This window comes from Pseudoalteromonas sp. MMG033 (assembly GCF_057197785.1).
Genome location: NZ_CM170070.1, coordinates 327,413 through 353,465 on the forward strand (window position 1 = coordinate 327,413; position 26,053 = coordinate 353,465).

Sequence of the window (26,053 nt, forward strand, 5' to 3'; positions counted from 1 at the left end):
ATATTACATATTATCGCTTTTTTTTGATAACCAAACCGCCAGATGACTAAACGGTCAATCAATGAGGGTCAGTGGTTAAAACACTGTTTTTAAGCTCGCATAAGCACGTCTACTTACCTGTACAGGCTCTGCTAGACCATTGAGAACAACTCGATGTCCCCCTTCGCAACTTTCTAATTTTACAATGCTCGCCTTTTTAACAATGGTATTTCGATGCACTTGGACAAAATGGTGGGGATAATCAGACAGTAGTTTCTTCAAAGGCATGTCAATCAGTGCATCACCACCTTCAAAATAGATATGCGTATATCTATCGTCTGTTTGCGCAATCAAAATATCAGGTACATTTACCCAACGAATATCATGCCCTACTTGATATTGCAGCTTAGCCAATGAATCAGGGAAAAGGTGATTTAATAACTCAGATATTTGGCTCCGATCTACAGGCTTAACAAGATAACCTGAAGCGAAAATTTGATAAGCTTTCAATGCATGTTCTGGGTAAGCAGTCACATATACCAATTTCAAATTGGCGTTATTTTCTCGCAAATACTTTCCAAGTTGGATGCCATCCATCCCTGGCATCGAAATGTCTAGAAATACCAGATCAGGCTTTAAACTCTCAACAAGCTCAACCGCTTTTTCGCCATCCGGTGCTTCTCCAACACACTCTAGTATCTCAAATTCACCGAGTAATCGCTGTATGCGTCGTCGTGCAATCGGTTCATCATCTACTACCAGATATTTCATTCAAAGCTCCAAGCGGCAACATAACTGTTAACAAGAATCTACCACTTTTTTGCGATGTCTTCAAAGTTGCTTTTTCACCATAGTAAATTAATAGACGGCGAGTTATGTTTTCAAGGGCGATCCCTTGGCCCGAGCGTGATTTTGAGCCAGGGTTAAATGGATTATCTACTTTAAGAGCTAACATTGAATTCACAAAATTCACTTCAATGTTGATCACCCCGCCCTCCCTAGCAGGCTCGATACCGTGAACTACGGCATTTTCTACCAGCGGCTGCAAAATAAGCGCGGGTACCTTGACATTTAAATCAACATTATTAACGAACCACACAACCTTAAGGCGGTGTTCAAAGCGGTATTTCTCTATTGTTAAATACCCTTTTGTCAGAGATATCTCCTGCCCTAAGCTATGTGTCTTATTGCGTGCAAAAGCGACTTGCATCAGTTTCGCCATGGTTAAAGCCGCTTCCTCAGCATCATTTGGGCTTTCATGACAAAGCTCTGCCAATGTATTCAACGCATTGTGTAAGAAGTGAGGTCGAATTCTCGCTTGTAGCGCCTCTAACTCAGCATTCGCTGCATGTGCAATGGTGTTGAGGTTATCGATATAAATTGCCATGAAATGCAGTAACAAAATCACCACAAAACCGCAGATTGCATTGTTATTAATAACAAACGGCCAATCGACTGGCTCAACGGGAGTAAACGGGGAATATTGAACGAGTAAACTTGTCACAATACATACGGACTGGAAGAAAACCAGCACCAAACCAAGCTCGCTCTTGAACGAAAGTGGTTTTGAAAATCGCAACACAAGGGCTATCAATGCAAGTGTGATAAATGCATTTGCGTGTGTGAAAAGGCTGACTAAACCCAGGCTTAACCAAAAGTCCTTACCACTAGCCAGTGTATAAATAAAGGCGACGGCTTGCGAGGCAATAATCATTGCAAGTATGCCTCGCTCAGTGAGCATCGCCTTAAATAAACCACGGTCAATCGACGTCGAATGAACCCATGGTGTCATGTGTTATCTCAGCTCTACAGGCACTGCAAACACAACATTCTCTTCCTGCCCTGGATTTTCTACAACCGTATGTCCACCCAATTCCTTCAAGCGAGAAATTACCTGTTGAACCAAAACTTCAGGAGCAGACGCACCGGCAGTGACGCCTACACGTTCTACATTATTAAACCAATCAGCCTCAATACTTTTCTCATCATCGATAAGGTGTGCAGCGGTGCCCATTTTATCTGCTAACTCTCGTAAGCGATTTGAATTGGAGCTATTTTTTGCACCCACCACGAGTAACAAATCAACTTTATCAGCTAAGTCACGTACTGCATCTTGACGGTTCTGCGTTGCATAGCAAATATCATCTTTGCGTGGTCCATGGATTTCAGGAAACTTCTCACGCAATGCATCAATAACATCTGCCGTATCATCTACAGACAATGTCGTTTGGCTACAATAAAATAAATTACTCGCGTCTTTGACTTCTAACGAGGCAACATCTTCAGGTGTCTCAACAAGATAAATCCCACCTTCAGGATTATCGTACTGCCCCATAGTACCTTCAACTTCTGGATGACCGTGATGACCAATTAGAATGCACTCAGTGCCTTTTCTGCTCGCTCGAGTCACTTCCATATGGACCTTGGTCACCAATGGACAAGTTGCATCAAACACTTTCAATTCACGTCGTTTCGCTTCTTGTCTCACTTGTTGTGAGACACCGTGCGCACTAAAAATGACAATGCTGTCATCTGGCACTTGATGAAGCTCCTCAACAAATACTGCGCCTCTATCTCTGAGACCATTCACAACATATTTGTTGTGCACAACCTCATGACGTACATAAATAGGCTTTTCGAAAATATCGAGCGCGCGCTCAACAATACTAATCGCTCTATCTACACCTGCGCAGAACCCTCGTGGATTAGCTAACAAGATTTCCATTAACTATGAACCTCTAAGATATCTACTTCAAACGTCACCACCTGACCTGCAAGCGGGTGGTTAAAGTCAACTGTAACAGAGTCCCCTGCCACTTCACGAATAAGCCCTGGCAATTCAGTGCCATCAGGCTGAGTGAAGGCAATGATACTGCCTACTTCTGCAGGCGTATCGGCACCAAACTTGGTGCGATCTAAATAATAAATATTATCTGGATTTGGCATCCCAAAAGCATCTTCTGGCTGGAGCTCAAAGGTTTTGTTGTCACCTTCTTTTAACCCCAATAAACAGCTTTCAAAATTTTCAGTGAGGCTTCCATCTCCCATAAACAACTTAGCAGGCTTATTGTTCACCTTTGTTGAGTCAGCAGCAGATCCATCTTCCAGCTTTATTGAATAGTGGAACAGAACTTCTGATTTAGGGCCTATGACTTGTTCACTCACGCCTCTTTCTCCCGAGTATTGGTTTTATCACCAAAAAATGCATCAAATAAAAGCAAACCTGCACCTCCGACAATCGCCATGTCAGCAACATTAAAAGCAGGGTAATGCCAGTCTTGATAGTAAAAATGTAAAAAGTCGACAACGTAGCCTAAAGTTACGCGGTCATATAAATTACCTATTGCGCCTGCAAGCACCAATGAATAAGCGCCACATAGAACCCAGTTATTGGCTCTTAAGTTTTTTAGCCAAACGACTAACAATACGCTGATAACTAAGGCTATACCGCTGAGGAACCATCTTTGCCACCCACCGGCTTCACTTAAGAAACTAAATGCAGCACCATAATTATGCATGTATGTAAAATTGAAAAACGGCAACAGCTCTATTGATTCATACAGCTTCATATTTGCAACAACTAATGCTTTTGTGACGTAGTCTACTGCAAAAAGCAGTAGACTCAGCCATAACCACACTAGACCACTTCGTTCGGTCAATTTGGTCACTTGCAACTCCTATGCAAATTTACGCTGCTCGCCTTCACCGTCGACATTGGTAATACAGCGACCACACAGCTCAGGGTGCGCTTCACTTGTACCAACATCTTCACTGTGATGCCAACAACGATCACATTTCGCCGCATCTGTTGCAGCAACTTTAATGAATAAACCGTCGATCTCAGATGCCACTGAGCCATCTGGTTGGCTTGATACTACTTCAACATGTGCTTTTGAAGTAAGTAATACGAAGCGTAGTTCATCTTCTAAGCCTTGAAGTTTTTCAGCTAATTCACCACCTGTGTACAGCGTTACCTCAGCCTGTAGCGTTGCACCAATGACTTCTTCTTTACGTGCGTTCTCTAGTACTCGGTTCACTTCATCACGAACTGTTAACAACTCTTGCCAGAACGTATTATCAAGTTGACCACACGTTGCACCTGTAATTCCATCGTACCAAACATCAGTGAAAACAAACTCACCACGTTCACCTGGCAATGCTTCCCAAAGCTCTTGCGCCGTGAAGCTCAAGATAGGCGCCATCCAGCGCGTCATTGCCTCTGCGATATGATATAGCGCAGTCTGACATGAACGACGAGCATGGCTGTCACTCTTCGCGGTGTACTGTCTGTCTTTAATAACATCAAGATAGAATGAGCCTAATTCACCTGTACAGAAGTTCATTAGTTTCTGCGTGACCACCAACATTTGATAGTTGTCATAAGCTTCAACTATTTCACTTTGCAGTTCTGCTGCACGAGACACAATCCAACGATCCAGCTCAACCATATCTTCAATGGCAACTGAATCCGTTGCTGGATTAAAACCACTTAAGTTAGACAATAAGTAACGGCTAGTGTTACGAATACGGCGATAACGGTCAGCTGAACGCTTGAAGATTTCATCAGAAACTGTCATCTCAGCTGTGTAATCGGTTGAAGCAACCCATAAACGTAGGATGTCAGCACCTAGTTTATTCATGATGTCTTGTGGTGAAATCACGTTACCTAAAGACTTTGACATCTTACGGCCGTTTTCATCCACTGTGAAACCATGCGTTAACACTTGCTTGTACGGCGCGTGACCGTTAATAGCCACAGACGTCATCATAGATGACATAAACCAACCGCGGTGCTGATCTGAGCCTTCTAGGTATAAATCTGCAGGGCCAGTCAGCTCTTCTCTTGCATCAACAACACATGCGTGTGTGACACCAGAGTCAAACCATACATCCAGCGTATCTTGCACTTTAACGTACTGCTGAGCGTCTGCTTCATTTAGTAAAGTGCTTGGTTCTAAGTCATACCAAGCTTGAATGCCAGCTTGATCCACTAAATCAGCTACTTTTTCAATTAGAGTTTCAGTATCTGGGTGAAGTGCACCCGTGTCTTTATCAACAAATAGTGCAATTGGCACGCCCCAAGTACGTTGACGTGAAATACACCAATCTGGGCGACCTTCTACCATGTTAGCAATGCGGTTTTCACCCCAAGCTGGGATCCACTGTGTTTTCTCGATTTCTTTCATCGAGTCTTTACGTAAATCAGCTTGATCCATGCTTACAAACCATTGCGGTGTTGCACGGAAAATAATTGGCGTTTTATGTCTCCAACAATGTGGATAGCTGTGCGTTAATGCATGATGATGCATTAACATGCCTTTTTCAGTCAGTAGCTCAATCACATTTGCGTTCGCTTTGAACACATGCTGGCCAGCGAAAATTGGTGTGTCCGGTAAATATACACCGTTCGCACCTACAGGGTTTGCAACCTCTAAGTTATATGCTTGTCCTGCCACGAAATCTTCTTGACCGTGACCAGGCGCTGTATGAACGATACCAGTACCTGAATCAGTCGTAACATGCTCACCAAGGATAACCGGAACATTAAAATCGTAGAATGGGTGCGCAACTTCTAGGTTTTCTAACGTATCACCTTTACAGTAGCCTAATACGTGATATTGCTTGAAGCCAAAGCGGTCAACTGCGTCTTTTACTAACTCAGAGCCTAATACTAGGCGCTGCTCTTTGCCTTCGTCTTCAATTTGAACTAAAGCATACTCAAGGCCGCCGTGTACAGCAACAGCTCGGTTTGCAGGCAGTGTCCAAGGTGTTGTCGTCCAGATAACTGTGCTGATATCGCCTTTGCCTTCATGACCTTCAGACAGTGAAAAAGCTTTCTCTACTGCAGCCGCTTCGGTAAATACAAAGCGTACATCAATTGCAGGTGATTGCTTATCTTGATATTCCACTTCTGCTTCAGCAAGCGCAGAACCACAGTCAGTACACCAGTGCACAGGTTTAGCACCTTTGTGTAAATGACCATTCTTAATGATACGACCAAGTACTCGAATCGCATTCGCTTCGAAGTCGAAGTTCATTGTCAGATATGGCTTATCCCAATCACCAAACACACCTAGGCGTTTAAAGTCTGTTTTTTGGCCATCAACCTGCTTACGAGCATACTCGCGACATTTTTCTCTAAATTCAGCAACCGATACTTTCTTGCCCGGCTTACCGACTTTTTTCTCTACCATCAACTCGATTGGTAGACCATGACAGTCCCAACCAGGCACGTAAGGCGCGTCAAAATCAGACAACGTCTTCGATTTAATAATGATATCTTTTAAAATCTTGTTTACTGAATGACCTAGGTGAATATTGCCATTCGCATAAGGAGGGCCATCGTGCAGTATAAATGGCTTTTTACCTTTCTTCGCGTTACGAATTTGACCATATAAGTCTTGTTCATACCATTTTTTAAGCATTTTGGGTTCGCGTTGCGCCAAATTGCCACGCATCGGAAACGATGTTTCCGGTAAATTTAAAGTATGTTTGTAATCGCTCATTTAACTTACTTTCCGTTCGGCTACCTAATTTTAGAAAATACTGCTCTTGCTGCATCGACGTCTGCCGATATCTGCTTTGTCAGATGCGTCAGTGACTCAAATTTTTGTTCATTGCGAAGCTTATGAATAAGCTCCACCTTAATAAATTGACCATAAATATCTTGGTCAAAATCAAATAGGTGTACTTCTAATAATGCACGCTTGCCGTTTAGCGTCGGCTTTGTACCAACATTAGCTACACCGTTGTAAATCTTATTTTGGATGTAAACATTGACAGCAAAGACTCCTTGTACAGGACTCACTTGTCGCTTCAATGCTACATTTGCGGTGCGAAAGCCTAGCTCTCGACCCTTTTTCCAGCCATGAATAACCCGCCCAGAGATAGCATAAGTATGACCTAACATCTCGTGTGCTTTGTGAAGATCACCTTGTGCTAACGCATTGCGAATAAGCGTACTACTGACTCGACTGTTTTGCTGTCTAAAGCTCAATGTATCTTTAACATGTACACCCAGCTCATGTCCGATATTTGATAACATCGCAAAGTCGCCTTTACGAGCTTTGCCAAAACGAAAATCATCACCCACCGTCAGGGCTTTAACCCCCAAACGTTGATAAAGTATTTCACGGACAAAAAATTCAGCTTCCAGATTTGAAAACTTGTTATTAAAGCTAACACAAATAACACGCTCTATGCCGTTCTCAGCGAGCAACGCAAGCTTATCACGCAGTCGTGTTAATCGAGCTGGCGCTTTGTTCTTAATAAAAAACTCTTGCGGCTGCGGCTCAAAGAGCATGACGGTACTGGGTAAGTTGTATTTTTCAGAGTCTGCTTTGAGCCCTTTTAATACTTCAGTATGGCCTAAATGAACACCATCAAAGTTTCCTATAGTCAAAACACAGCCGTAGTGGTGTGGTCGAATATTATGGATGCCCCTGATTAATTGCATACAACGCGTGCCTTTTGCTCGAGTCTTCAAAAAGCCCGATTATACCCAAGTTAGTTAGAAATGCGAGCTATGAAGACCTTCAATCGAGTCTATTTATTCTTCTATCTGCCGAATTTCTTTTATCGTCGACACCCTAACGCCACAAACATACAAAACGCAGAAGTACAAAAAGATTGCGCTCGCTAATAAACTACCCAAAACCCATAACTGTGTCGCAATTCCTTCCCCTCGCCACGTAAGCTGATGTGATAGCCAATAAACACTGCTAGCCATAACCAAAGTTGCAAAAATGGCTTTTGCGGCAAACCACAATGAAAAGGTTGAAACGGTATAAACCTGTTCTCTCTTAAGTCCACGATAAAGCAAGAAAGCATTACATGTCGCTGACAGTGAAGTGGCTAGAGCGAGGCCCAAGTAACCGAAGAAAGGCGCTAGTGCCAAATTGAAAATCATATTGAGAGTCAGTGCCTTAATACCGATTTTTACTGGTGTTTTAGTATCCTGCCTTGCATAAAAGCCAGGCGCTAACACTTTAATCAGCATAAAGCTGACCAAACCTACACTATATGCCGTCACACCTGCGCTGACAGCTGCTATATTGTCAACATCGCCATTTTTAAACTCACCATGCCCAAATAGCACAGAAATAATTAAAGGACTTATTACAATCAGCCCTCCCATTGCTGGGAACCCGAGTAAAAGTACAAATCGTACCCCCCAGTCCATTGTTTGCTGGAAATTCTCACCCTTATCATTCGCATGCAACTTTGATAGCGTTGGTAAAATAACTGTGGCAATGGCAATACCAAATAATCCAAGCGGAAACTCAATAAGGCGATCCGAGTAATAGAGCCACGCAATTGACCCAGTCATTAATGCAGCGGCAATGATTGTATCAAGTAGTAAATTAATCTGGCTAACCGAGACACCAAAAATAGCAGGCAGCATCAACTTGCGAACTTTTGTCACATGTGGCGCATGCCAAGCAAATTTTGGACGAGATAACATGCCTAGTTTACCTAAAAAAGGAATCTGAAATGCCAATTGAGCAGCACCGCCAATGAACACACCAATAGCCAAGGCGTAAGCACCTTGCTCAAAACGGTCGTGTAGTAGTAAAGCGCAACTAATTAAGCAAACATTTAATAGTACAGGTGTAAACGCCGCAACGGAAAAACGGTTGTAAACATTCATTACCGCGCCACATAATGCAACCAATGAAATAAAGAATAGATAAGGTATGGTAAATTTAAGTAATGCACTGGCCAGAAGGAATTTATCTGCATTTTCTCCGCCTTGCCACCAATCAATAAACCAAGTTGTACCAAATAGTGCGGCTATGATAGGAGAGCCAACAACCCCAAATATGGTAACACACAGTAAGATAGTCCCAAGTGTTCCCGCAGCTTGCGCAACAAAGACACGTACTTCGTCATCGCCATGTTTTTCTTTAATCTCAGATAAAACAGGGACAAACGCTTGCGCAAAAGCCCCTTCAGCAAACAAACGTCGAAAAAAGTTTGGAATGCGATTTGCGAATAAAAATACATCTGCCGCGAGCCCAGCACCAAGTAAATTTGCAACGACCGCATCACGCACTAACCCCAAAATGCGAGACAGCATAGTCATTGCACTCACAATCATGCCTGACTTGAATAGCCCTTTTGCCACTAAACTTACCTTAAGAAATAAAAATAAGCGCCAAGTATGCCACAGACAAGCAAGAACCATAACCACTAAACATCGGGCACAAATAAGAAAGCGACGTACTTCATTATTAAAGCTAGGCTTGGGTTCTGTGTTTTGCTACAATACGCGCATTAATCATTAGCCTTTAGGCTTATGATTCGTAGTCTGTTAACGCCGTTGCCGAGGACCACAGGTTTAGGAGATGGTTTTACAGACTTACTAAAGGCGGCGCATCTTACGCTAACTAGCATAAAAGATGTAGCAAAGCCGTACTGAAACACATAGGTCGGACAGGTTAATTTTTATTGACATTGGATCATAAAACAGGCATAGTCCTCGGCCTTAAAACTAAGCTTATTTTTAAAAGATTGTTAGGAGCATACCTTGGCTAACATCAAGTCTGCAAAAAAACGCGCTATCACTAGCGAAAAGCGTCGTCAGCACAACGCAAGCCGTCGTTCAATGATGCGTACATACTTCAAAAAAGTTATCGCTGCTATTGAAGCTGGTGATAAAGAAGCTGCACAGCAAGCATTTGCTGTTGCAACTCCAATCCTAGACCGCTACGCAACTAAAGGTCTAATCCACAAGAATAAAGCTGCTCGTCACAAGAGCCGCCTAGCTGCTAAAATCAAAGCGCTATAATCTGTGGAAATGGATATAAAAAAACCGACGTAAGTCGGTTTTTTTATGCCTATCATACAGAGGTAAAACGCAATGCTTTCAAAACATTACGCTATTTCCAATTTCGGATAAAACTTTTTCAACATTGCTGCAATTTTCTTAGGAGAAAAAGGTTTTACAACAAACCCTTTCGCCCCACGTTCAATAGCGTCTTTTACGTTGTCAACCGTTGAGTGGGCAGATACCATTACTACATTGATCTCAGGATTTATTTGAGCCAGTTCAGCAATTAATTCTTTTCCATCTCCATCTGGTAATTCTATATCCAAAAAAACAATGTCAAAGTGTCGCTCTTTACAGGCTTCAATACACTGTTTTGCAGTTGATGCTTCTTTTACATTGTCAATTCCCAAATGCATCAATGTTTGATGCAAAAAGCTGCGAACGGTTCCTACATCATCAACAATGAGAATAGAGATTTGTTGTTCCATATCCTTTCCCGTGGGCTAGTAATTAGAAATGCGCTATCATCTATAGCATAGAACTATTATAGAGTCCTGCAACCAAAAGGCTACACCTAAGCATGGCAAATAATCCAAAAAAACAAACACTATTGAATAAAAGTGACTTTCAAAAGCAACAAGCAAACAAAAAGAAAAAGCGTCGCCTCTCTGAACAGCAAATTAAACGACAGCAAGAGCTCGCACAGCAACACGGCCATCAAGGAGTAGAAACCGAACCACCGAAAAAAAGCCTGAAAACGCTTATCGCCATTGGGGTTATCACACTTATCGCTATATTGATTCCAAAGCCTAAACTTATTACATACAAAAAGCTCAACATGGTAACCCAGAGCGTTTATTGGCCAGGTTTGCCTGGTATCGAACCTGTTTTATTTGATTCCATCTTACAGCCAATTAAAGCATCGGAGCGCAGCACGCTTTATTTGTGTCAAGATGTGTCAAAACCTAATACATGCCAAAAATATGCAATTATTGAAACCCAAGGTTTCATCGCTGCAATAAAACACTTAGCAACCCATTAGAAAAACTCATCCGAAAATCATAAAATTACTCGTTTGAGATGACTAAAAAAGCGGCGCATAATGGCGCCCCTTTTTAATCATCTATGGAGTTTATTTAAGATCATGGCTAATGAGTTTGACTGGTTACTGAATAGTTTATTACTGGTACTGGGATTTGGAGCTCTTTTTATTAATCATAAAACATTGCTTCGAGCCGCAGCTATTATGGCTTGTAGCTTATTGTTCGTTTTGTTTAGTCTAGATCTTATGGATACTTCTGTGATTTCTAATCTTGGGTTAATTTTGATTAACTCCTTTTATTTGTTTAAAGTGTTTACACTAGAGCACTACGATAGCAACTAAAAAATCAGCCAGCTGAGGTACACGAAATCTCAGCTCACTATCATTAATAATATCTATTAAATAAAAATACATATCTATTCACACAAATAGATTAATTGTCAGACGCGCTACGTTTTTCACCCCAATTTAGATCAAAAAAATATTCACCTGTTTAAGGCTATCCAAGGTTTCAGGGATAGGCTAAAATCGTGAAAATTGTCCCTTATTGGAGGTTCGTCATGGCAATGACAGATGAAGAGTTATTTTTAGCTTCAATGGGCGATGTTGTACCGCTGGCACAAGATAATCGCGCACAACTTAAAAAACAGCAAAACCAACCAACGGATGCACAACTAGCAAGGCGCAAAGCAGCTCAAAAAGAATTAGACTTCGATCCCAACTTTTTATCCACTGAATATGTTGACCTGTTAGACCCTCATGATCAATTAGGCTATAAAAAAGATGGTGTCCAAGAAGGTGTTTACAAAAACTTAAGATTGGGCAAATACCAGATTGATGCAACACTTGATCTACACGGCAAATCATTTATCGAAGCCCGACAGGCCATGTTCGAATTCGTCACAGACTGCCAAAAAAGAAATATCCGTGTTTTACTTATACGCCATGGTATCGGCCTTAAAAGTAAGCCGTTTCCTGCTATTCTGAAAAGCTACTGTAACAAGTGGCTTCAAGAAATGCCTAACGTATTAGCTTTTCACTCTGCCTTGACGTGCCATGGTGGGAGCGGTTCAACATACACGCTACTCAAGAAAAGCGATGAGAAAAAACTAGAAAATAGAGAAATACACGCGAAGAGATAAGGCACAAGATGGGGCGTAAAGCCCCATATTCATTTCAACATACTCTATTGATTTTGAACAAAGTACGTACAGGTTTGGCACTCAGCGGCCTGCGCTTGGTTAAACCAAGCTGAAACACCCAGTGCAAGTACAGAAATAACGACAAAATAAAGTTTCACACCACCTTGACCGTTTTTCATTTTTTTTCCTGTCTTATTATTGTTTTTTTCCTAACATACTGAATATAAAAAGATGTCACAATATGTTTTTATATACAGTAATTATGTAAATTAGAATAACTATTACTTACATTTACTTACAAATCAGAGAGTTAATTTTTTTCTCTATTAAATCATTCATTAATAAAATCAACTTGAGAGAATTTCAGTCAAAATTAATTCTTTTTTAGTATCTAAAAATATTAGTAGCCTTTGTTCACATCCACTGCATTTTTAATCGGTAGTCCCGCGATGCAAGCTCGGATATTTTCTGCAATTTGTGCAACAACCGTATCTAGATTTGTCACAGCTCCAATATGCGGGGTGACCATCACTTTAGGATGCTTCCAAAAAGGGTGAGTTTTGGGCAATGGCTCTGTGGCAAAAACATCTAAGACTGCACCACCAAGCTCTTCTTTATCTAGCGCTTCAATCAAGTCTTGTTCATTTAAATGCTGGCCTCTTGCGACATTAATCAATAAACACTCACTAGACACATGATGAAAAATAGACTTGTTCAATATGCCATGTGTTTCCACAGTTAATGGTAACAAACACACTAAATAGTCGAGTTCAGAGGCAAATGCTTCAAGTTGATCCTCTCCATGAAAGCAGTCAATGTTATCAATCTCTTTATGGCTTCTAGACCACCCTCTGACCGTAAAACCATTATCTAATAAACGCTTTGCAACAACTTTACCCAGTTCACCCAAACCGAGTATGCCTACACTTTCACCCGTTCTCGCGCGGCGCGGCTTCCAATATTGAGTGTCTTGATTAGCAATGTATGATTGGTGCCTCAATTTATAAGCCAGTACATGAGACAATACATACTGTGCCATATCATCACTAAGCTGCGGATCAACAATCCTTGCAACAGTTACATCTGACGGGAGACTATTCATGGGGATGCCATCTACACCTGCGCCGAAAGACTGCACCACTTTCAGGTTCGGTAATTGCTGCCAAAGTGATTCGGGCGCTTTCCATGTTAATACAAACTCTATGCCTGATAAGTCGTCGCATTCAGGCCATAGCTGCAAGTTAACATCAGGTAATGCAACTTGTAATTTTGCCATTAATTTTTCATTGTTTCTTCCGGTTATACAAACCAATACAGACATATCACTCCCCGATTTAAAATACAAAGCTCACTTTGCACAGTATATCGTTTAGTGACATGCGGATAATAGTGCGAGATCACCATAAAATTGACATACCCATGCAACGCAATTGTCACATTCAGTTTTTAATCTGCTATAAACACAGCCGTAGAGAATTATGATGATCAGCGTTGATAAAGTGATCGAAGCCAACCTACCACAGCTAGAAAACTCACCAAAAGTGAAAGGTTTAGTAAAAAAAGGATTAGGCTACTTATTACATGAACAAGAGTTTGTTGCATTTGCAGATACATACCCACACTTGGAAGGTCTTGAGTTTGTAGAGCAAGTACTTGAAGAATTGGATTTTGACGCACGGTTTAAGCCTAAGCAAATTGAGCACATACCTAGTGAAGGTAGTGTTGTGATTGTTGCCAATCACCCTATTGGTTCTTTGGATGCCCTCGCACTTATCAAAGTATTGGCCAAAGCGAGGCCAGACTTAAAAGTCGTCGCCAATCGCATGTTGATGTCAATTACACCAATGCATTCACTCTTGCTACCCGTTGATAACCTGTCAAACGCAAGCCGAAAACAAGAACTTGCTAATATCCAAAAACACCTTAAAGCTGAGGGTGCCTTACTTATTTTCCCTGCTGGAGAAGTCTCACGTCTGGGCCCTACAGGGATCAAAGACTGTAAGTGGAATACGGGCTTTTTACGTATGGCAAAAAAAGCAAACTGCCCCATCTTACCCATCTATATCAAAGCAAAGAACAGCCCTCTGTTCTATGGCACGTCTATGATTTACAAACCTCTGGCGAGTTTGCTTTTGGTTAAGGAAATGTTTAAGCAAAGACAAAAATCGTTGGAATTTGAAATTGGGGCCAGTATCCCTCCGGAGTCATACCGCTTAGACAACCTCAAAGATAAAGAGATCGTTGCACTTATCCGCAAGCAACTGTATCGATTAAACAGTAAGAAAGCGCTCCCGTTAAAAACGCAAACTCCCATTGCCGTTCCTGAATGCAAAAAAGAGCTCAAAAAAGCCATTGAGCAATGTGAGCGCCTTGGCGAAACCGCAGATGGCATGCAAATATACTTGTATCAATATGCTGGCAGCTCCCCCATCTTTCGAGAGCTCGGTCGCTTACGTGAAATTGCCTTCAGAGCCGTCGGTGAAGGCAGCGGTAAAAGACGAGACACTGACAAATATGATATGTACTATCAGCAGTTAGTGCTATGGGATGCCAAGCAACTTGAACTGGTGGGCGCTTACCGCTTAGCCAGTGCTCAGCAGGTCATTCAGCAACATGGTACCAATGGTTTATATACCAGTAGCTTGTTTTCATACACGGATGATATGGCCCCCTATTTTAATCAAGGTTTGGAATTGGGTCGAAGTTTCGTGCAGCCTAAATATTGGGGTCGTAAGAGCCTAGATTACCTTTGGTATGGCATAGGGGCATTTATTCAGCGCTACCCCGAACACCGCTATTTATTCGGTCCCGTCAGTTTATCAAACGCATTGCCAGATAAAGCAAAAGCCCTGTTGGTATATCACTATCAACACTACTTCTCAGCGCTTGGCAACTTAGCACACCCAAACAACGAATTTAAGCTCTCACAATCTCAGTTAGAGACCTGTACTGATTTGTTTTGTGGCAATGATATAAAAGAAGACTTTGCTGAACTTAAACACATTTTGGCGAACATGGGCGCACAGGTACCAACGCTTTTTAAGCAGTATACTGAGCTTTGTGAACAAGACGGCGTTAACTTTTTAAGCTTTAGCATTGACCCTGATTTCAATAATTGTATCGATGGACTGGTGCTCGTCGACCTGACCAAGTTAAAAGCCAATAAAGCGAAACGTTATCTTGGTGAAAATATTTATCAGTCGTAATGAAGCTTTCTGCTTTTATAAAAAGAAAGCTTGCGACAAACTCCTTGCAACCCTGTTGCAATTTTTTATACTGGCGCTCGGTCTTCATATATAACAACGCAGATTAAGCGCCAGTAATGATTAAATCTCTCTTTAATATCATCGTTTTTGTTGTCATCTTTGCTGCCGTGCTAGCGTATCAAGAACTCGGCATGCTAGAAGATGACGGCAAGCAATCAGCCCCCTATTTCTCATTGCCTTTATTAGAGAATACGTCGCAAAGATATGACATTAGCCAGCTTCAGGGGGATCGTTCTGTCATTTATTTCTTCGCACCTTGGTGTAACATTTGTCGTTACAGCATGCCAAATATAGACAAGCTTCACCGCCAAGGAAAAGTAAACGCAGTTGCCATCGCGCTAGACTTTCAAAGTGCCGAAGAAGTTAAAGCTTTTAGCAAAGACTTAAACTTATCCATGCCTGTTTTATTAGGCAATCGAAAAACCGCACAAGATTACAAGGTTAAAGCCTACCCAACTTACTATGTAATGGATCCAAAACTCAAAGTCATTGAGCGCTCTATTGGTTACTCAAGCGAGCTGGGTATTCGATTTCGCCTGTAAGAAAATGTATAGCTGCGATACATTTTCTTACCCAAATCCGCAATAAATCAACGCTTTTAGTCCGTACACTGTCGTCAAATTTGAAGTTACTCACTGCCAAAGGGACTCGACGATGTTTGCACTTACTGCGAAAAAGCGTTTTATTTTATCTCCAATCATGTTGTGTATGGCGATGTCAGCACATGCTCAAACAAAAAAAGATGACATTGAGCATATAGAAGTCATTTACAAACGCAGCTCTATTACCTCAGAAATTACGGAAGACACCGAAAAGCTCATAGAAATGCCAGGTGCACTGGGCGACCCACTGCGTGCTGTCTTTGCACTACCCGGTGTCGTCGCTGCTGGCGGTTCAATGAGCGAACCCGCGGTTAGAGGCTCATCACCCAGCGACAATATGTTTGAAGTCGACTTTATGCCGGCTGGATATATTTTCCATGACTTTGGTAGTTCCATTTTCAATCGTCATATTATTCAAGATTTTCAGTTGTACTCAGCAGGTTATGGCGCGGGTTATAGCAATGCCACAGGTGCAGTTTTTGATGTTACGTTAAGAAACCCCAAATACCAGCCAATTACGACCACACTAGACTTTTCGATGTTTAATGCAGGTTTTTTTGTTGAAGGTCAGGCAACTGAAAATACAGCGTTTTATGTCTCGGGCAGAAAAAGTACGCTCCCATTATTTTTCAGTGAAGGAGAAGAGCTAGATGATGACGATGGCGAACCATCAGGAGTAACCATTAACGACGCCCCAGATGACCATGACTATCAAGGCAAATTTTTATGGGACATTAATAACAACAATACCCTCACCTTCAATTTTACTGGTGCGGAAGACTCCGCAGCAGCAGGGTTTAGTGAACGTGCAGAACTTGCACAAAAAACGCCTGATTTTCAAGGGGATGCCCGATTTATTAGAGACTTTAATAGCCAGAGTATTCTGTGGGATCACTACAACAAAAAGTTTCACTTAAGGGTCGGTGTTGGCGCACTGGATCATTCAGGGCGACTCGAATTTGGCAAACAACCAAACAATCTGGCAGGCTTTTTTGAACAAGAAGGTGAAAAGCAACTTACCTATAAAGCACGCCTAAACTACACCGTTAACCCACAGCACCGGTTTGTATTTGACGCAGCCTACTTTGATAATGAAACGTCTTATGAATATGACACATTTCAATATTTGTGTACCGAGATTGATCCAGACTGTGACTTGAAAAAGGGAGATCGCATTTCAGGTAAACGTACCATAGATCTGGACTCAGGTTTTGTTGGTATCACGCATATCTGGCAACCCCATGAAGACTGGCAAACCGAAGTCGGTGTACAAAGCCAGCATAACCGCTACACTGACGAAACATTCACTTCGCCTCGTGTCGCAGTAAATTACTATGTGACACCTAATAGCGTGATAAGCGCGAAAGTCGGTCGCTACAACCGCATGCAAGATGTTGAGTATATTCTACCTGAGATAGGTAACCCAGCGCTCAAATCACAAGTTGCGACACACAGTACCCTTGGATTTAGACAAATGCTTGAAAACGAGTGGTCTTGGTCGATAGAGGGCTATTACAAAACCATGGAAGATTTACCACTGGCGATCGACGCTGGCAGCAATGCACACCTTTTATATAGCAACCAAGTCGAAGGGCGTGCATACGGCGTTGACCTTCTGGTAAATAAGAACAAAACCGATAATTGGTATGGCTGGGTAGCACTGAGCTACGCCAAAAGCGAACGAACTGACTTAAGCCGTAACGTCACGCGAGATTATTATGCAGATACACCACTCGTATTTAACGCGGTATTGAACTACGACATTAATGAGCTCTGGCAAGGTGGATTTAACTTTACTGCACGCAGTGGGCAAGCTTATACCCCAATAGTCGGTGTAAGAGAGAACCCAGATCACGCTGGGCGCTTTTTACCTGTTTATGGCGATCCGTTCTCTGAGCGCTTTAAGACTTACCACAGGCTGGATGTGCGATTTGAAAGAAAAACCACTGTATTTGGTCTAGAGGGCAAATTAATACTTGAACTCATGAATGCCTATGGTCAGGACAACGTCGCCTACATTGATTTAGATTACGACAAGATCTCGTCGGTGAATGACCTACATATAAAAGAAGAAAATGACGACTTTGAAATGCGCCCTTCAATTGGTTTTAGTGTGACCTTTTAACATAACGCCGTCATCTACACTGACAAAACCAGATGACGGCTTGAGCTTTCCTGATAAAGGCGTGGCGAGTAAGCAATTGCCTCTTGCGTTTTTCGCCATCGCCTTGCATGATCCGCTCCTTAAACATGTCGGAGTATTATCATGCCTAAAGCTTGCGCGTATCACATCTTAGTGAAAACTGAAAAAGAATGCTTAGCCATCAAAGCCAAACTCGCAAAGGGGGGAGATTTTAATAAGCTAGCAAAACAGCATTCAACATGCCCTTCAAAAAAACGTGGCGGTGACCTTGGTGAATTTAACAAGGGGGATATGGTTAAAGCCTTCGATGACGTAGTTTTCAAAAAGCCGCTTTACGAGGTTCATGGCCCTGTTAAAACCAAATTTGGCTTTCACTTAATTAAAACGGTGTACCGTTCGTAAAACACTGCTCAGCCTACCCTTATTTTCAAATCGAAAAAACAGATTGGTGTAATAGCTTTTAATCAATTTTAATTCCAGCACGCTCAACTATACTGAGTGTCATTGAAATCACTAAGAGAGTTATTACTATGTTTACTGTTATTTTTGGTCGTGAAGGATGTCCTTATTGTGTACGTGCGAAAGAATTGGCGACACGTATAAAAGATGAGCGTGACGATTTCAATTTTCGCTATATCGATATAAACAAAGAAGGGATCAGTAAAGCTGACCTAGAAAAGTCTGCTGGCAAGCCATGTAACACGGTACCACAAATATTTGTAGACCAAGATCACATTGGTGGATTTGATGATTTTGAGGCCTATGCCAAGGCAAATTTAGGGTTATATCAATAACCCTAAAAAAATTACAGTTTATTTTTTAACCAATTTCAAACACCTACAAATTTAGTGCCAATTTATACAAGCAATTATCTTTTCTTTACTGTACAATGCCGCCTCTTTTAAATTGTTGAGGCGCATTAATGTCAGAACCAGTAACGTTTGAATCTTTAGACCTTTCTCCTGCAATCCTAAAAGCAGTCGAAGAGCTAGGGTATCAATCACCTTCTGAGATCCAGGCTCAATGTATACCGTTATTGCTAGAAAGAAAGGACGTGCTGGGACTAGCGCAAACGGGTACGGGCAAGACGGCGGCTTTCGCACTGCCGCTATTAAACAATGTTGACGCATCCGTTAAGCAACCACAAATTTTAGTACTGACTCCGACTCGTGAACTTGCATTGCAAGTTGCTGAGGCATTCGAGCAGTATGCTAAGTACACCAGAGGCGTAGAAGTACTTGCGCTATATGGTGGACAAAGCTATGGCGTGCAATTAAGTGCACTTCGCCGTGGCGCACAGATCATCGTGGCAACTCCGGGGCGTTTAATCGACCATATCAACCGTAAGACCATTGATCTATCAAACCTAAATGCATTGGTATTAGATGAAGCTGATGAAATGCTACGCATGGGCTTTATCGATGATGTTGAAAGCATCATGGAAAAAACACCAGAAGAAAAGCAAACATGCCTTTTCTCTGCAACTATGCCAAAGCAGATCCAATCTATTTGTTCTAAGTACTTAGATAACGCAGAGCAAGTAAAAATCACACCACGTAACTCAACTGTTGACACAATTGAGCAGGTGTACTGGCGTGCAACGACACATAAAAACAAAGCAATCGTACGTTTCTTAGAAGCGGAAGATTATGATGCTTCTATCGTGTTTGTACGTACTCGTAATGATACTGTTCAGCTTGCTGAGCTGCTTGAGCGTGAAGGTTTCTCTGCTGCACCACTCAATGGTGACATGAACCAACAGGCACGTGAGCGCACAGTTGAAAGACTGAAAAGTGGGTTACTAGATATCGTTATCGCAACAGACGTTGCAGCACGTGGTCTAGATGTTGACCGCTTAAGCCTAGTTATCAACTACGATATCCCACAAGACAGCGAAGCATACGTACACCGTATTGGTCGTACTGGTCGTGCGGGTCGTAAAGGTAAAGCTATCTTGTTCGTAAAAGGTAACGAGCGTTACTTACTACGTAACATCATGCGTCATACTCGCTCAGACATCGAGCAAGTAGAGCTTCCAAGTGCAAAAATCGTTGAGCAAAAACGTATTGAAGCACTTCAAAACAAGCTTAGCATGTCACTTGATCACAAAGACATTGAGTTCTTCAGTGAAGTTGCTCAAGGCCTAGGTGAGAAACTAGAGCTAAGCCAAGAACAACTTGCAGCTGCACTACTTTGCCTAGCACAGCAACAGTCTCCGCTTAAAGTTGAAGAAATTAAAGTTCAACAACGCGAGCGTCGCGACCGTGATGGTAACCGTGACCGCCGTGACGACAGACGCGGTGAACGTGGCGACCGTGGTGAGAGAAAGGGCCGTCGCAATAGCTCGGCACCTATGGATACTTACCGCATTGAAGTGGGTCGTGAGCACGGTGTTCAGGTTAAGAACATTGTGGGCGCAATCGCTAACGAAGCAGATATCTCAAGCAAATTTATCGGTGAAATCCGTTTATTTGATGAGCACAGCACCGTTCAGCTTCCACAGGATATGCCTGCTGAAACGCTAACACACTTCCAAGGTGTTCACATTTGTCAACGCCCAATGAAGATGACTAAGAGCACACACCCTGCTGATCAGGCGCGTGGCAACGGTAATCGTCGTGAAGGTGGTAGACGTTTTGAAGAGCGTGGCGAGCGCCGTGATGGTGGCAGACGTTCTGAAGGTCGTGACGGTGGCAAACGTAGCTTCCGAGATCCTCGCAGTGACAAACGTCGTGACGGAAACAGAGATGGCAACCGTGACAACAGACGTAAAGAGCGCGGTGAGCGCAACGAAATCAACTTTTCATAAGTTGTAATCGTTAATTGATAAAAGCCGCTGACTCAGCGGCTTTTTTGTTTTTGTTGACCCGTCCTTTATTTCATTATCATTTTTTCAAACCGCCCTACCCAACCAATCTCTAGGGTCAAACCTAAAATAGCTTACTAACAGGTTAAACAGCTCTGGGTTTTCTTGCTTTAGCTCAATTGGCTTTTCAATGAAGGTCTCCGTTAATACAGCAAAATATTCTGCTTCATTGGTCGCACCGTATTCATGGAAAATGCAGATGACGCATGTGATACGCAAGCTTCAACCTTTTCGTGTTTGCCAATTTTAAACTGCCCTACCCAACCAATCTCTTGGGTCAAACCTAAAATAGCTTACTAACAGGTTAAACAGCTCTGGGTTTTCTTGCTTTAGTTCAACTGGTTTTTCAATGAAGGTCTCCGTTAAAACTGCAAAATATTCTGCTTCATTGGTCGCACCGTATTCATGAATAAAGCAGATGGCGCATTTGATACGCAAGCTTCAACCTTTTCGTGTTTGCCAATTTTAAACTGCCCTACCCAACCAATCTCTGGGGTCAAACCTAAAATAACTCACTAACAGGTTAAACAGTTCCGGGTTTTCTTGCTTTAGCTCAACTGGTTTTTCAATGAAGGTCTCCGTTAAAACTGCAAAATACTCTGCTTCATTGGTCGCACCGTATTCATGAATAACGTGAGGCATTTGATACGCTAACTGTGTTTTTAGTTGGCGATAGGCGCGGCTTAACACATCAGCCCAGTGCTGATAACTGATCCCTTTTGGCAGCTCTGGCGTGCCATTAGTATTGCCAGCTTGCTGATCTAATTGATGCGCAAACTCATGAAATACCAAGTTATGACCATCCCCGGGTAAGCGATTACCCTCGAGGACATCGTGCCAACTGAGCACCAAGGTGCCACCTGGCCAAGACTCGCCTTGCCTCACAGCTGTGTGATAGCTTACCAACCCCGCACTGTCTTTATTGGTTTGCGATGCATAATACTGACTAGGATACAACAATACTTCTTTAACATTAGGGTAAAGAGGCCAAGCTTGATTTAACACCAATAAACAGGCGTCCGCTGCGATAATTAACGACATCGGCCTGGTCACTTGCAAGCCATCACGTCCAATCACACGCTTTTCACCTAAAAACCAAATGATGTGTTGCTCTAAACGCACACGATCTGCATCTGTCATGTTGCGATAAATAGGCATGTAATTACGCAATATTTTTTTATCTGCCCGTGACAGGCTTTGCTGCTGGTATTTTTTGTGCCAAAAGTAGCGTTTAATATCGTTGAGGTACCAATATACAACTACAAACACCACTAAGAACAGGATCAACATTAGATTTATCATATTTGCTCATTTACTGTGCTTTTTTATTTAAGTGTGTTCACCCTTGTCCCTTTTCAATCGTTTTTTGATAAAATCGATAAAAAAGTACCGAATAAATAACAGCCATGACCTTGCCCATTGAATCCATCAAATCAAAATTTTTAGCCACCATTGCCAAGCAAGATGTTATCGTGACCGCAGCCACTGGCTCCGGAAAATCAACGCACCTGCCTATCTGGGCAGCCTCAATGGGAAAGGTATTAGTCGTTGAGCCAAGGCGCATTGCTTGTACATCACTTGCTGAATATGTGGCTAGCTTATGCAACTCAAAACTGGGCGACAAGGTGGGCTATGCAATCCGCTTTGAAACCGTGTTTGATGAGCAAACGGATATTGTGTTTGTTACGCCCGGTGTCGCACTAAGATGGTATTTTGAGGATAAATTAGCCGATTATTCACATATCGTACTCGATGAATTCCACGAGCGTCGCTGGGACATGGATTTACTACTAGCACTGCTTAAGCAACATGCAAAACACCGCCTAGTACTAACCTCTGCGACGCTTAATACACAAAGCCTGAGTCGCTACCTTGAAGCGCCGATACTGCATAGTGAAGGCAAAATGTACCCCGTAGAGCAAGATTTTATCGCAAAAGATCAGCGCGCTATGCCCAGTAAAGACCGCCTTGTCGAACGCGTTGCATTTGCCTGTCAACAAGCGCTTGAAGATACACATGGCGACATTTTAGTGTTTTTGCCAGGCAAAGGAGAGATCCTAGCCTGTTGCAAAGCCTTAAAGTCTCTCCAAGCCATCATCGTTCCGCTTTACAGTGGCTGCAGCAAACAACATCAACAGCTAGCGCTATCGCAGCAATCAACACAGCGTATTATACTAGCCACTAATGTCGCAGAAACATCCCTGACAATTCCAAATGTTACCTGTGTAATTGATTCAGGGTTAGAGCGCCGTACACACCTGAGAAATGGCAAAACGGTACTCGGATTAGATGCCATTGGCCAAGATTCGGCCAAACAGCGCCTAGGCCGAGCAGGCAGAACTCAAGCTGGTATCTGTATTCGTCTATACGGCCAATATGCCCCTTTAATTGAACGCACACCACCAGAAATACAACGTGAAGCACTCACAGAGCTTGTACTTGCAGCTGGGTGCGCAGCACAAGGCGTTGACTCCTTACCATTCATTGACCCGTTACCTGAAACGTCGAAACAACGTGCAATTGCAACATTGCATAGTATCGGTGCGATTGACGATGACCAACTTGCGACCAATCTTGGTCGATTACTATACCCACTTCCAGTCGAAGCTGAACTTGGCTATTTAATTGACAAAATGCCTTCGGGTACGCTTAAACAAGCCATGATTGATTTAATCGCTGTTATCTCTGTGCCAGCGCGCGTTTACCAGTTACCAACTCATCTTGAGCAGTTAGAACAACTAAACCTACTATTGCCTAATCAATGCGATATAGAGCTTGCCATCGCGCTTGTAAGAGGAAAACTTGACGGTATTGTGCAAGCAGACCCTGAGGCCCTAGCTGAAGCTAAGCAGTTTAGCGAACAATTGAGGGAAGCATTTTCACTGCCAATCCTTGCCAAAGCAGCTAGCTACGACCGCCAAGCGCTTCTCCAAGCAATCGCCGAAGCGCGCCCTGAATGGGTGTTTATAAAACGCCAAAACCGCAGGGGCGGTTTTGGCAATGGTCTCGTGGAAGTCTCGGTGTCAAATACCTCACGCGTAGATGAGCGGGCACAAGCAATGCTGGTACTCGATACTTTTGCTCTGGCTGGCAAGGGCACAAAGCAAGCTATGACCATGGCAACACTTGCTGCACCGCTGCCGATTAAAACGCTCATTAAGCTAGGGATGGGGGAACAACACATTATCCGCGCATTCATAGAAGATGAGCAGATCAAAACAGAATACAACTTAGTCTATGCTGGCGTGTCGTTAGCTACAAAAGTGAGTGATGCAAAGGCTGATATGCTGATCCCCGCCTGTCGTATGCTAATTCAAAGCGGGCAGCTGTATCCCGGTGTTAGTAAAACACTTGAAGACTCGCTCGCATACCATACATTGTACTATCAGTACGAGAAAATGAGCGAAATAGTACCGACACCAGAGGAGCACTTAGAAAACAGGCTGTCCGAGCTGGGCGTCACTCACTGTGAAGATCTAGAGCTAATTGAAGCAGAAGATTTATACTTTCAAACCGTAGAAAGCTGGATCCTTGACCCTTTTATTGAAAAGCACCCTATCAGAGTTGTATTGCCTGAGCTAAGTATGTCTGTAACATATAACTTTTTATCAAAACGTATTTTATTGCAATATCAATCAGGTAATAGGAAAGATGCGCCGAAAAGATGGGAATTACCTAGTTTTCAAGGGTTTAAATTACAGTATAAAAAAGCAAGCAAAGTAATCGACATAAAATAATTAAATTCATTATATTTTTAAAAAATTGACATGCAAAAGAATAAAAGACTATATTAAAAACACCCATTTAATTAAAAAATAAATATAAGGATTATATATGAAATTACAATTAGGAGTTGCACTTGTTTTTGCCACTTTATTAACTGGCTGCAACTCAACCAACTCAAGCAATACTGCAAAGTCAAAGGATGGATATAGATGCAAGCAAGTGAGATCTTTGGGCTCCAACATACCAAATGTTTACTGCTCTACTAAAAAGCAAAGAGATGAGGCTAGGGAGAAAGGTAAAGAGTCTTTAAGAAGTTCTCAGCAGTTATCACAAATTACTGGTAATGTCGAAAGAAGAATTTAAAAAATCAGTGAAATAACCCACTAGTAAATCTTCTCTATTATAATAATGACAAGGCTGTTATTTGAAGTCTTGTCATTGTTACTTTTAAAGTTATTCACCCTTAGATAATTAGTAATTTACTCATGACTTTAACTATAAATGGATACTCTTATCTCAGAAGTTAAGCACACCTTACCACCATGCATTAAGTCATTCACTTTTAGCAGGTTTTATGTCAGTTCAAGTAAGCTTTGCTGTGCCTAAGACCACCAACTATCGACAATCAATTAGTTAATTAAGAAAATATATTACCGTCATTCGTAGAGCGTAATGATAATACAATATATAAAAACAAAGATACAACAAGATATATAAAACCCATTAAAATCAAGCTACATAAAGGTGTAACTTAAGCAAGTTTGCCCTATATACTTTATAATAATTATTTCCCTCCCCGCCAATCTTATTAGCAGAATGAAAAATAGAAAACTAAAACAGCCTAATAGCGAAATACCCCAACAGATATAAACACATTAAAATCAGAAGTTTAGACACAAACCTGGTGGCGAAATAGTAAATTTATTAGATACAAACCCGCCTTCATTCCTTAGTATTGAAATTTAAAATGAGCATTGGCTTTAATGACTCCATTTAAACCAGATTTAAAAACCAATTATAAAAAAATAAAAACAGCCAACCATCAGAAATAAAAACATAAAAATTAGCATTAAGACAAAATATAAACTACACTATTAAAGGAACAAATATAAAGAAAATATAAAACCAAGAAATAAGGATTATATATGAAGATAAAAATAGCCAGTGCAATTATTCTTTTGGGTTTATTATCAGGTTGCAACTCTACAAGCTCTAACGGCGACACAGCAAAGTCTAAAGATGGACACAGATGCAAGCAAGTAACATCACTGGGTTCAAACATCCCTAATGTATATTGCTCTACAAAAAAACAAAGGCAAGAAGCAAGGGAAAGAGGACAGGAAGCATTAAGGTCTTCGCAGCAGACAGCGGTTCTCTCTGGAAATAAATAGAGTGTAACTTTATAAATAAAACATTAAAAGGCTGCAGTTAGTGCAGCCTTTTTTATTTCAAATAAGCATAAATAAATCATTAAAGCTTATTTATTATAACTTTCTGAACAAAACAAAAACCCGC

The 26,053-nt window shown here is 41.9% G+C and carries 25 protein-coding genes and 2 pseudogenes; 13 read left to right on the plus strand and 14 right to left on the minus strand.

Translation table 11 applies throughout. The annotated features are described in order from the left end of the window. Positions 1-75: 75 nt before the first annotated feature. From AC2CZC_RS01515 to murJ, 8 genes are all read right to left on the minus strand, one after another. A complete protein-coding gene (locus AC2CZC_RS01515; protein WP_484583569.1) occupies positions 76-750 on the minus strand; it encodes a LytR/AlgR family response regulator transcription factor in 675 nt (224 codons plus the stop codon). Continuing rightward, positions 728-1,771 (minus strand): sensor histidine kinase, encoded by a 1,044-nt coding sequence (locus AC2CZC_RS01520; RefSeq protein WP_484583570.1) that lies wholly within the window; start codon positions 1,769-1,771, stop codon positions 728-730. Before AC2CZC_RS01520 ends, AC2CZC_RS01515 begins: the two co-directional genes overlap by 23 nt. A gap of 3 nt (positions 1,772-1,774) precedes the next feature. Then, positions 1,775-2,704, minus strand: a complete 930-nt coding sequence (gene ispH / locus AC2CZC_RS01525; protein ID WP_484583571.1) for a 4-hydroxy-3-methylbut-2-enyl diphosphate reductase — start codon at positions 2,702-2,704, stop codon at positions 1,775-1,777. After that, positions 2,704-3,144, minus strand: coding sequence for an FKBP-type peptidyl-prolyl cis-trans isomerase (gene fkpB, locus AC2CZC_RS01530; RefSeq protein WP_063360251.1), 441 nt, complete (start codon positions 3,142-3,144; stop codon positions 2,704-2,706). Before fkpB ends, ispH begins: the two co-directional genes overlap by 1 nt. Beyond that, the gene (gene lspA / locus AC2CZC_RS01535; protein ID WP_484583572.1) at positions 3,141-3,647 is read right to left on the minus strand and encodes a signal peptidase II; all 507 of its coding nucleotides are present in this window, start codon (positions 3,645-3,647) and stop codon (positions 3,141-3,143) included. The genes fkpB and lspA overlap by 4 nt, the downstream gene beginning before the upstream one ends. Positions 3,648-3,656: 9 nt before the next feature. Next, a complete protein-coding gene (ileS, locus tag AC2CZC_RS01540) occupies positions 3,657-6,485 on the minus strand; it encodes an isoleucine--tRNA ligase (RefSeq protein WP_484583573.1) in 2,829 nt (942 codons plus the stop codon). A 20-nt stretch (positions 6,486-6,505) separates the two neighbouring features. Next, positions 6,506-7,435, minus strand: a complete 930-nt coding sequence (gene ribF / locus AC2CZC_RS01545) for a bifunctional riboflavin kinase/FAD synthetase (RefSeq protein ID WP_484583574.1) — start codon at positions 7,433-7,435, stop codon at positions 6,506-6,508. Between the two features lie 93 nt (positions 7,436-7,528). Continuing rightward, complete coding sequence (murJ, locus tag AC2CZC_RS01550; RefSeq protein ID WP_484583575.1) at positions 7,529-9,106, minus strand: murein biosynthesis integral membrane protein MurJ; 1,578 nt, start codon at positions 9,104-9,106, stop codon at positions 7,529-7,531. Positions 9,107-9,508: 402 nt separating this feature from the next. Here murJ and rpsT point away from each other — a divergent pair, with 402 nt between their 5' ends. Further along, entirely contained in the window at positions 9,509-9,769 is a 261-nt protein-coding gene (rpsT, locus tag AC2CZC_RS01555; RefSeq protein ID WP_010382487.1) for a 30S ribosomal protein S20, read from the plus strand. A gap of 86 nt (positions 9,770-9,855) precedes the next feature. Here rpsT and AC2CZC_RS01560 read toward each other — a convergent pair whose 3' ends face one another. Continuing rightward, on the minus strand, positions 9,856-10,239 hold the full coding sequence (locus AC2CZC_RS01560) for a response regulator (RefSeq protein ID WP_063360256.1): 384 nt from the start codon (positions 10,237-10,239) through the stop codon (positions 9,856-9,858). Positions 10,240-10,331: 92 nt separating this feature from the next. Between AC2CZC_RS01560 and AC2CZC_RS01565 the strand changes: the two genes are divergently transcribed. The 3 genes from AC2CZC_RS01565 to smrA all read left to right on the plus strand — a co-directional run bounded on the left by AC2CZC_RS01565 (position 10,332) and on the right by smrA (position 11,935). Then, positions 10,332-10,793 (plus strand): hypothetical protein, encoded by a 462-nt coding sequence (locus AC2CZC_RS01565; protein WP_484583576.1) that lies wholly within the window; start codon positions 10,332-10,334, stop codon positions 10,791-10,793. Between the two features lie 102 nt (positions 10,794-10,895). Beyond that, entirely contained in the window at positions 10,896-11,135 is a 240-nt protein-coding gene (locus AC2CZC_RS01570) for a hypothetical protein (RefSeq protein WP_063360317.1), read from the plus strand. Positions 11,136-11,353: 218 nt separating this feature from the next. Then, positions 11,354-11,935 (plus strand): DNA endonuclease SmrA, encoded by a 582-nt coding sequence (smrA, locus tag AC2CZC_RS01575; protein WP_237135424.1) that lies wholly within the window; start codon positions 11,354-11,356, stop codon positions 11,933-11,935. 44 nt (positions 11,936-11,979) lie between these two features. Here smrA and AC2CZC_RS01580 read toward each other — a convergent pair whose 3' ends face one another. Both AC2CZC_RS01580 and AC2CZC_RS01585 read right to left on the minus strand, forming a co-directional pair. Then, a complete protein-coding gene (locus tag AC2CZC_RS01580; protein ID WP_275424192.1) occupies positions 11,980-12,114 on the minus strand; it encodes a hypothetical protein in 135 nt (44 codons plus the stop codon). A gap of 221 nt (positions 12,115-12,335) precedes the next feature. Further along, positions 12,336-13,256 carry a 2-hydroxyacid dehydrogenase gene (locus AC2CZC_RS01585; RefSeq protein ID WP_484583577.1) on the minus strand — a complete coding sequence of 307 codons (921 nt, stop codon included), beginning with the start codon at positions 13,254-13,256 and terminating at the stop codon, positions 12,336-12,338. A 160-nt stretch (positions 13,257-13,416) separates the two neighbouring features. Between AC2CZC_RS01585 and olsF the strand changes: the two genes are divergently transcribed. The 6 genes from olsF to AC2CZC_RS01615 all read left to right on the plus strand — a co-directional run bounded on the left by olsF (position 13,417) and on the right by AC2CZC_RS01615 (position 20,755). Further along, positions 13,417-15,141, plus strand: coding sequence for a bifunctional ornithine lipid synthase OlsF (gene olsF, locus AC2CZC_RS01590; protein WP_484584827.1), 1,725 nt, complete (start codon positions 13,417-13,419; stop codon positions 15,139-15,141). Between the two features lie 116 nt (positions 15,142-15,257). Then, positions 15,258-15,743, plus strand: a complete 486-nt coding sequence (locus AC2CZC_RS01595; RefSeq protein ID WP_484583578.1) for a TlpA family protein disulfide reductase — start codon at positions 15,258-15,260, stop codon at positions 15,741-15,743. Between the two features lie 112 nt (positions 15,744-15,855). Beyond that, positions 15,856-17,928, plus strand: a complete 2,073-nt coding sequence (locus AC2CZC_RS01600; protein WP_484583579.1) for a TonB-dependent receptor plug domain-containing protein — start codon at positions 15,856-15,858, stop codon at positions 17,926-17,928. Positions 17,929-18,069: 141 nt separating this feature from the next. Continuing rightward, on the plus strand, positions 18,070-18,348 hold the full coding sequence (locus AC2CZC_RS01605) for a peptidylprolyl isomerase (protein ID WP_039608643.1): 279 nt from the start codon (positions 18,070-18,072) through the stop codon (positions 18,346-18,348). 128 nt (positions 18,349-18,476) lie between these two features. Then, entirely contained in the window at positions 18,477-18,740 is a 264-nt protein-coding gene (locus AC2CZC_RS01610; protein ID WP_484583580.1) for a GrxA family glutaredoxin, read from the plus strand. 128 nt (positions 18,741-18,868) lie between these two features. Then, on the plus strand, positions 18,869-20,755 hold the full coding sequence (locus tag AC2CZC_RS01615; RefSeq protein WP_484583581.1) for a DEAD/DEAH box helicase: 1,887 nt from the start codon (positions 18,869-18,871) through the stop codon (positions 20,753-20,755). 84 nt (positions 20,756-20,839) lie between these two features. Here AC2CZC_RS01615 and AC2CZC_RS01620 read toward each other — a convergent pair. From AC2CZC_RS01620 to AC2CZC_RS01630, 3 genes and pseudogenes are all read right to left on the minus strand, one after another. Beyond that, a pseudogene (locus AC2CZC_RS01620) lies at positions 20,840-21,007 on the minus strand (zinc-dependent peptidase); the annotation flags it as partial. A gap of 51 nt (positions 21,008-21,058) precedes the next feature. Then, positions 21,059-21,223 (minus strand): annotated as a pseudogene (locus tag AC2CZC_RS01625) (zinc-dependent peptidase); the annotation flags it as partial. A 54-nt stretch (positions 21,224-21,277) separates the two neighbouring features. Further along, entirely contained in the window at positions 21,278-22,114 is an 837-nt protein-coding gene (locus AC2CZC_RS01630) for a M90 family metallopeptidase (RefSeq protein WP_484583582.1), read from the minus strand. Positions 22,115-22,218: 104 nt separating this feature from the next. On the opposite strand from AC2CZC_RS01630, the gene AC2CZC_RS01635 reads away from it, so the two are divergent. The 3 genes from AC2CZC_RS01635 (at position 22,219) to AC2CZC_RS01645 (ending at position 25,929) form a co-directional block, all read left to right on the plus strand. Next, positions 22,219-24,549, plus strand: a complete 2,331-nt coding sequence (locus tag AC2CZC_RS01635) for a DEAD/DEAH box helicase (protein WP_484583583.1) — start codon at positions 22,219-22,221, stop codon at positions 24,547-24,549. A 97-nt stretch (positions 24,550-24,646) separates the two neighbouring features. Then, positions 24,647-24,901, plus strand: coding sequence for a hypothetical protein (locus AC2CZC_RS01640; protein ID WP_484583584.1), 255 nt, complete (start codon positions 24,647-24,649; stop codon positions 24,899-24,901). Positions 24,902-25,683: 782 nt separating this feature from the next. Further along, complete coding sequence (locus tag AC2CZC_RS01645; protein WP_484583585.1) at positions 25,684-25,929, plus strand: hypothetical protein; 246 nt, start codon at positions 25,684-25,686, stop codon at positions 25,927-25,929. Positions 25,930-26,053 lie beyond the last annotated feature (124 nt).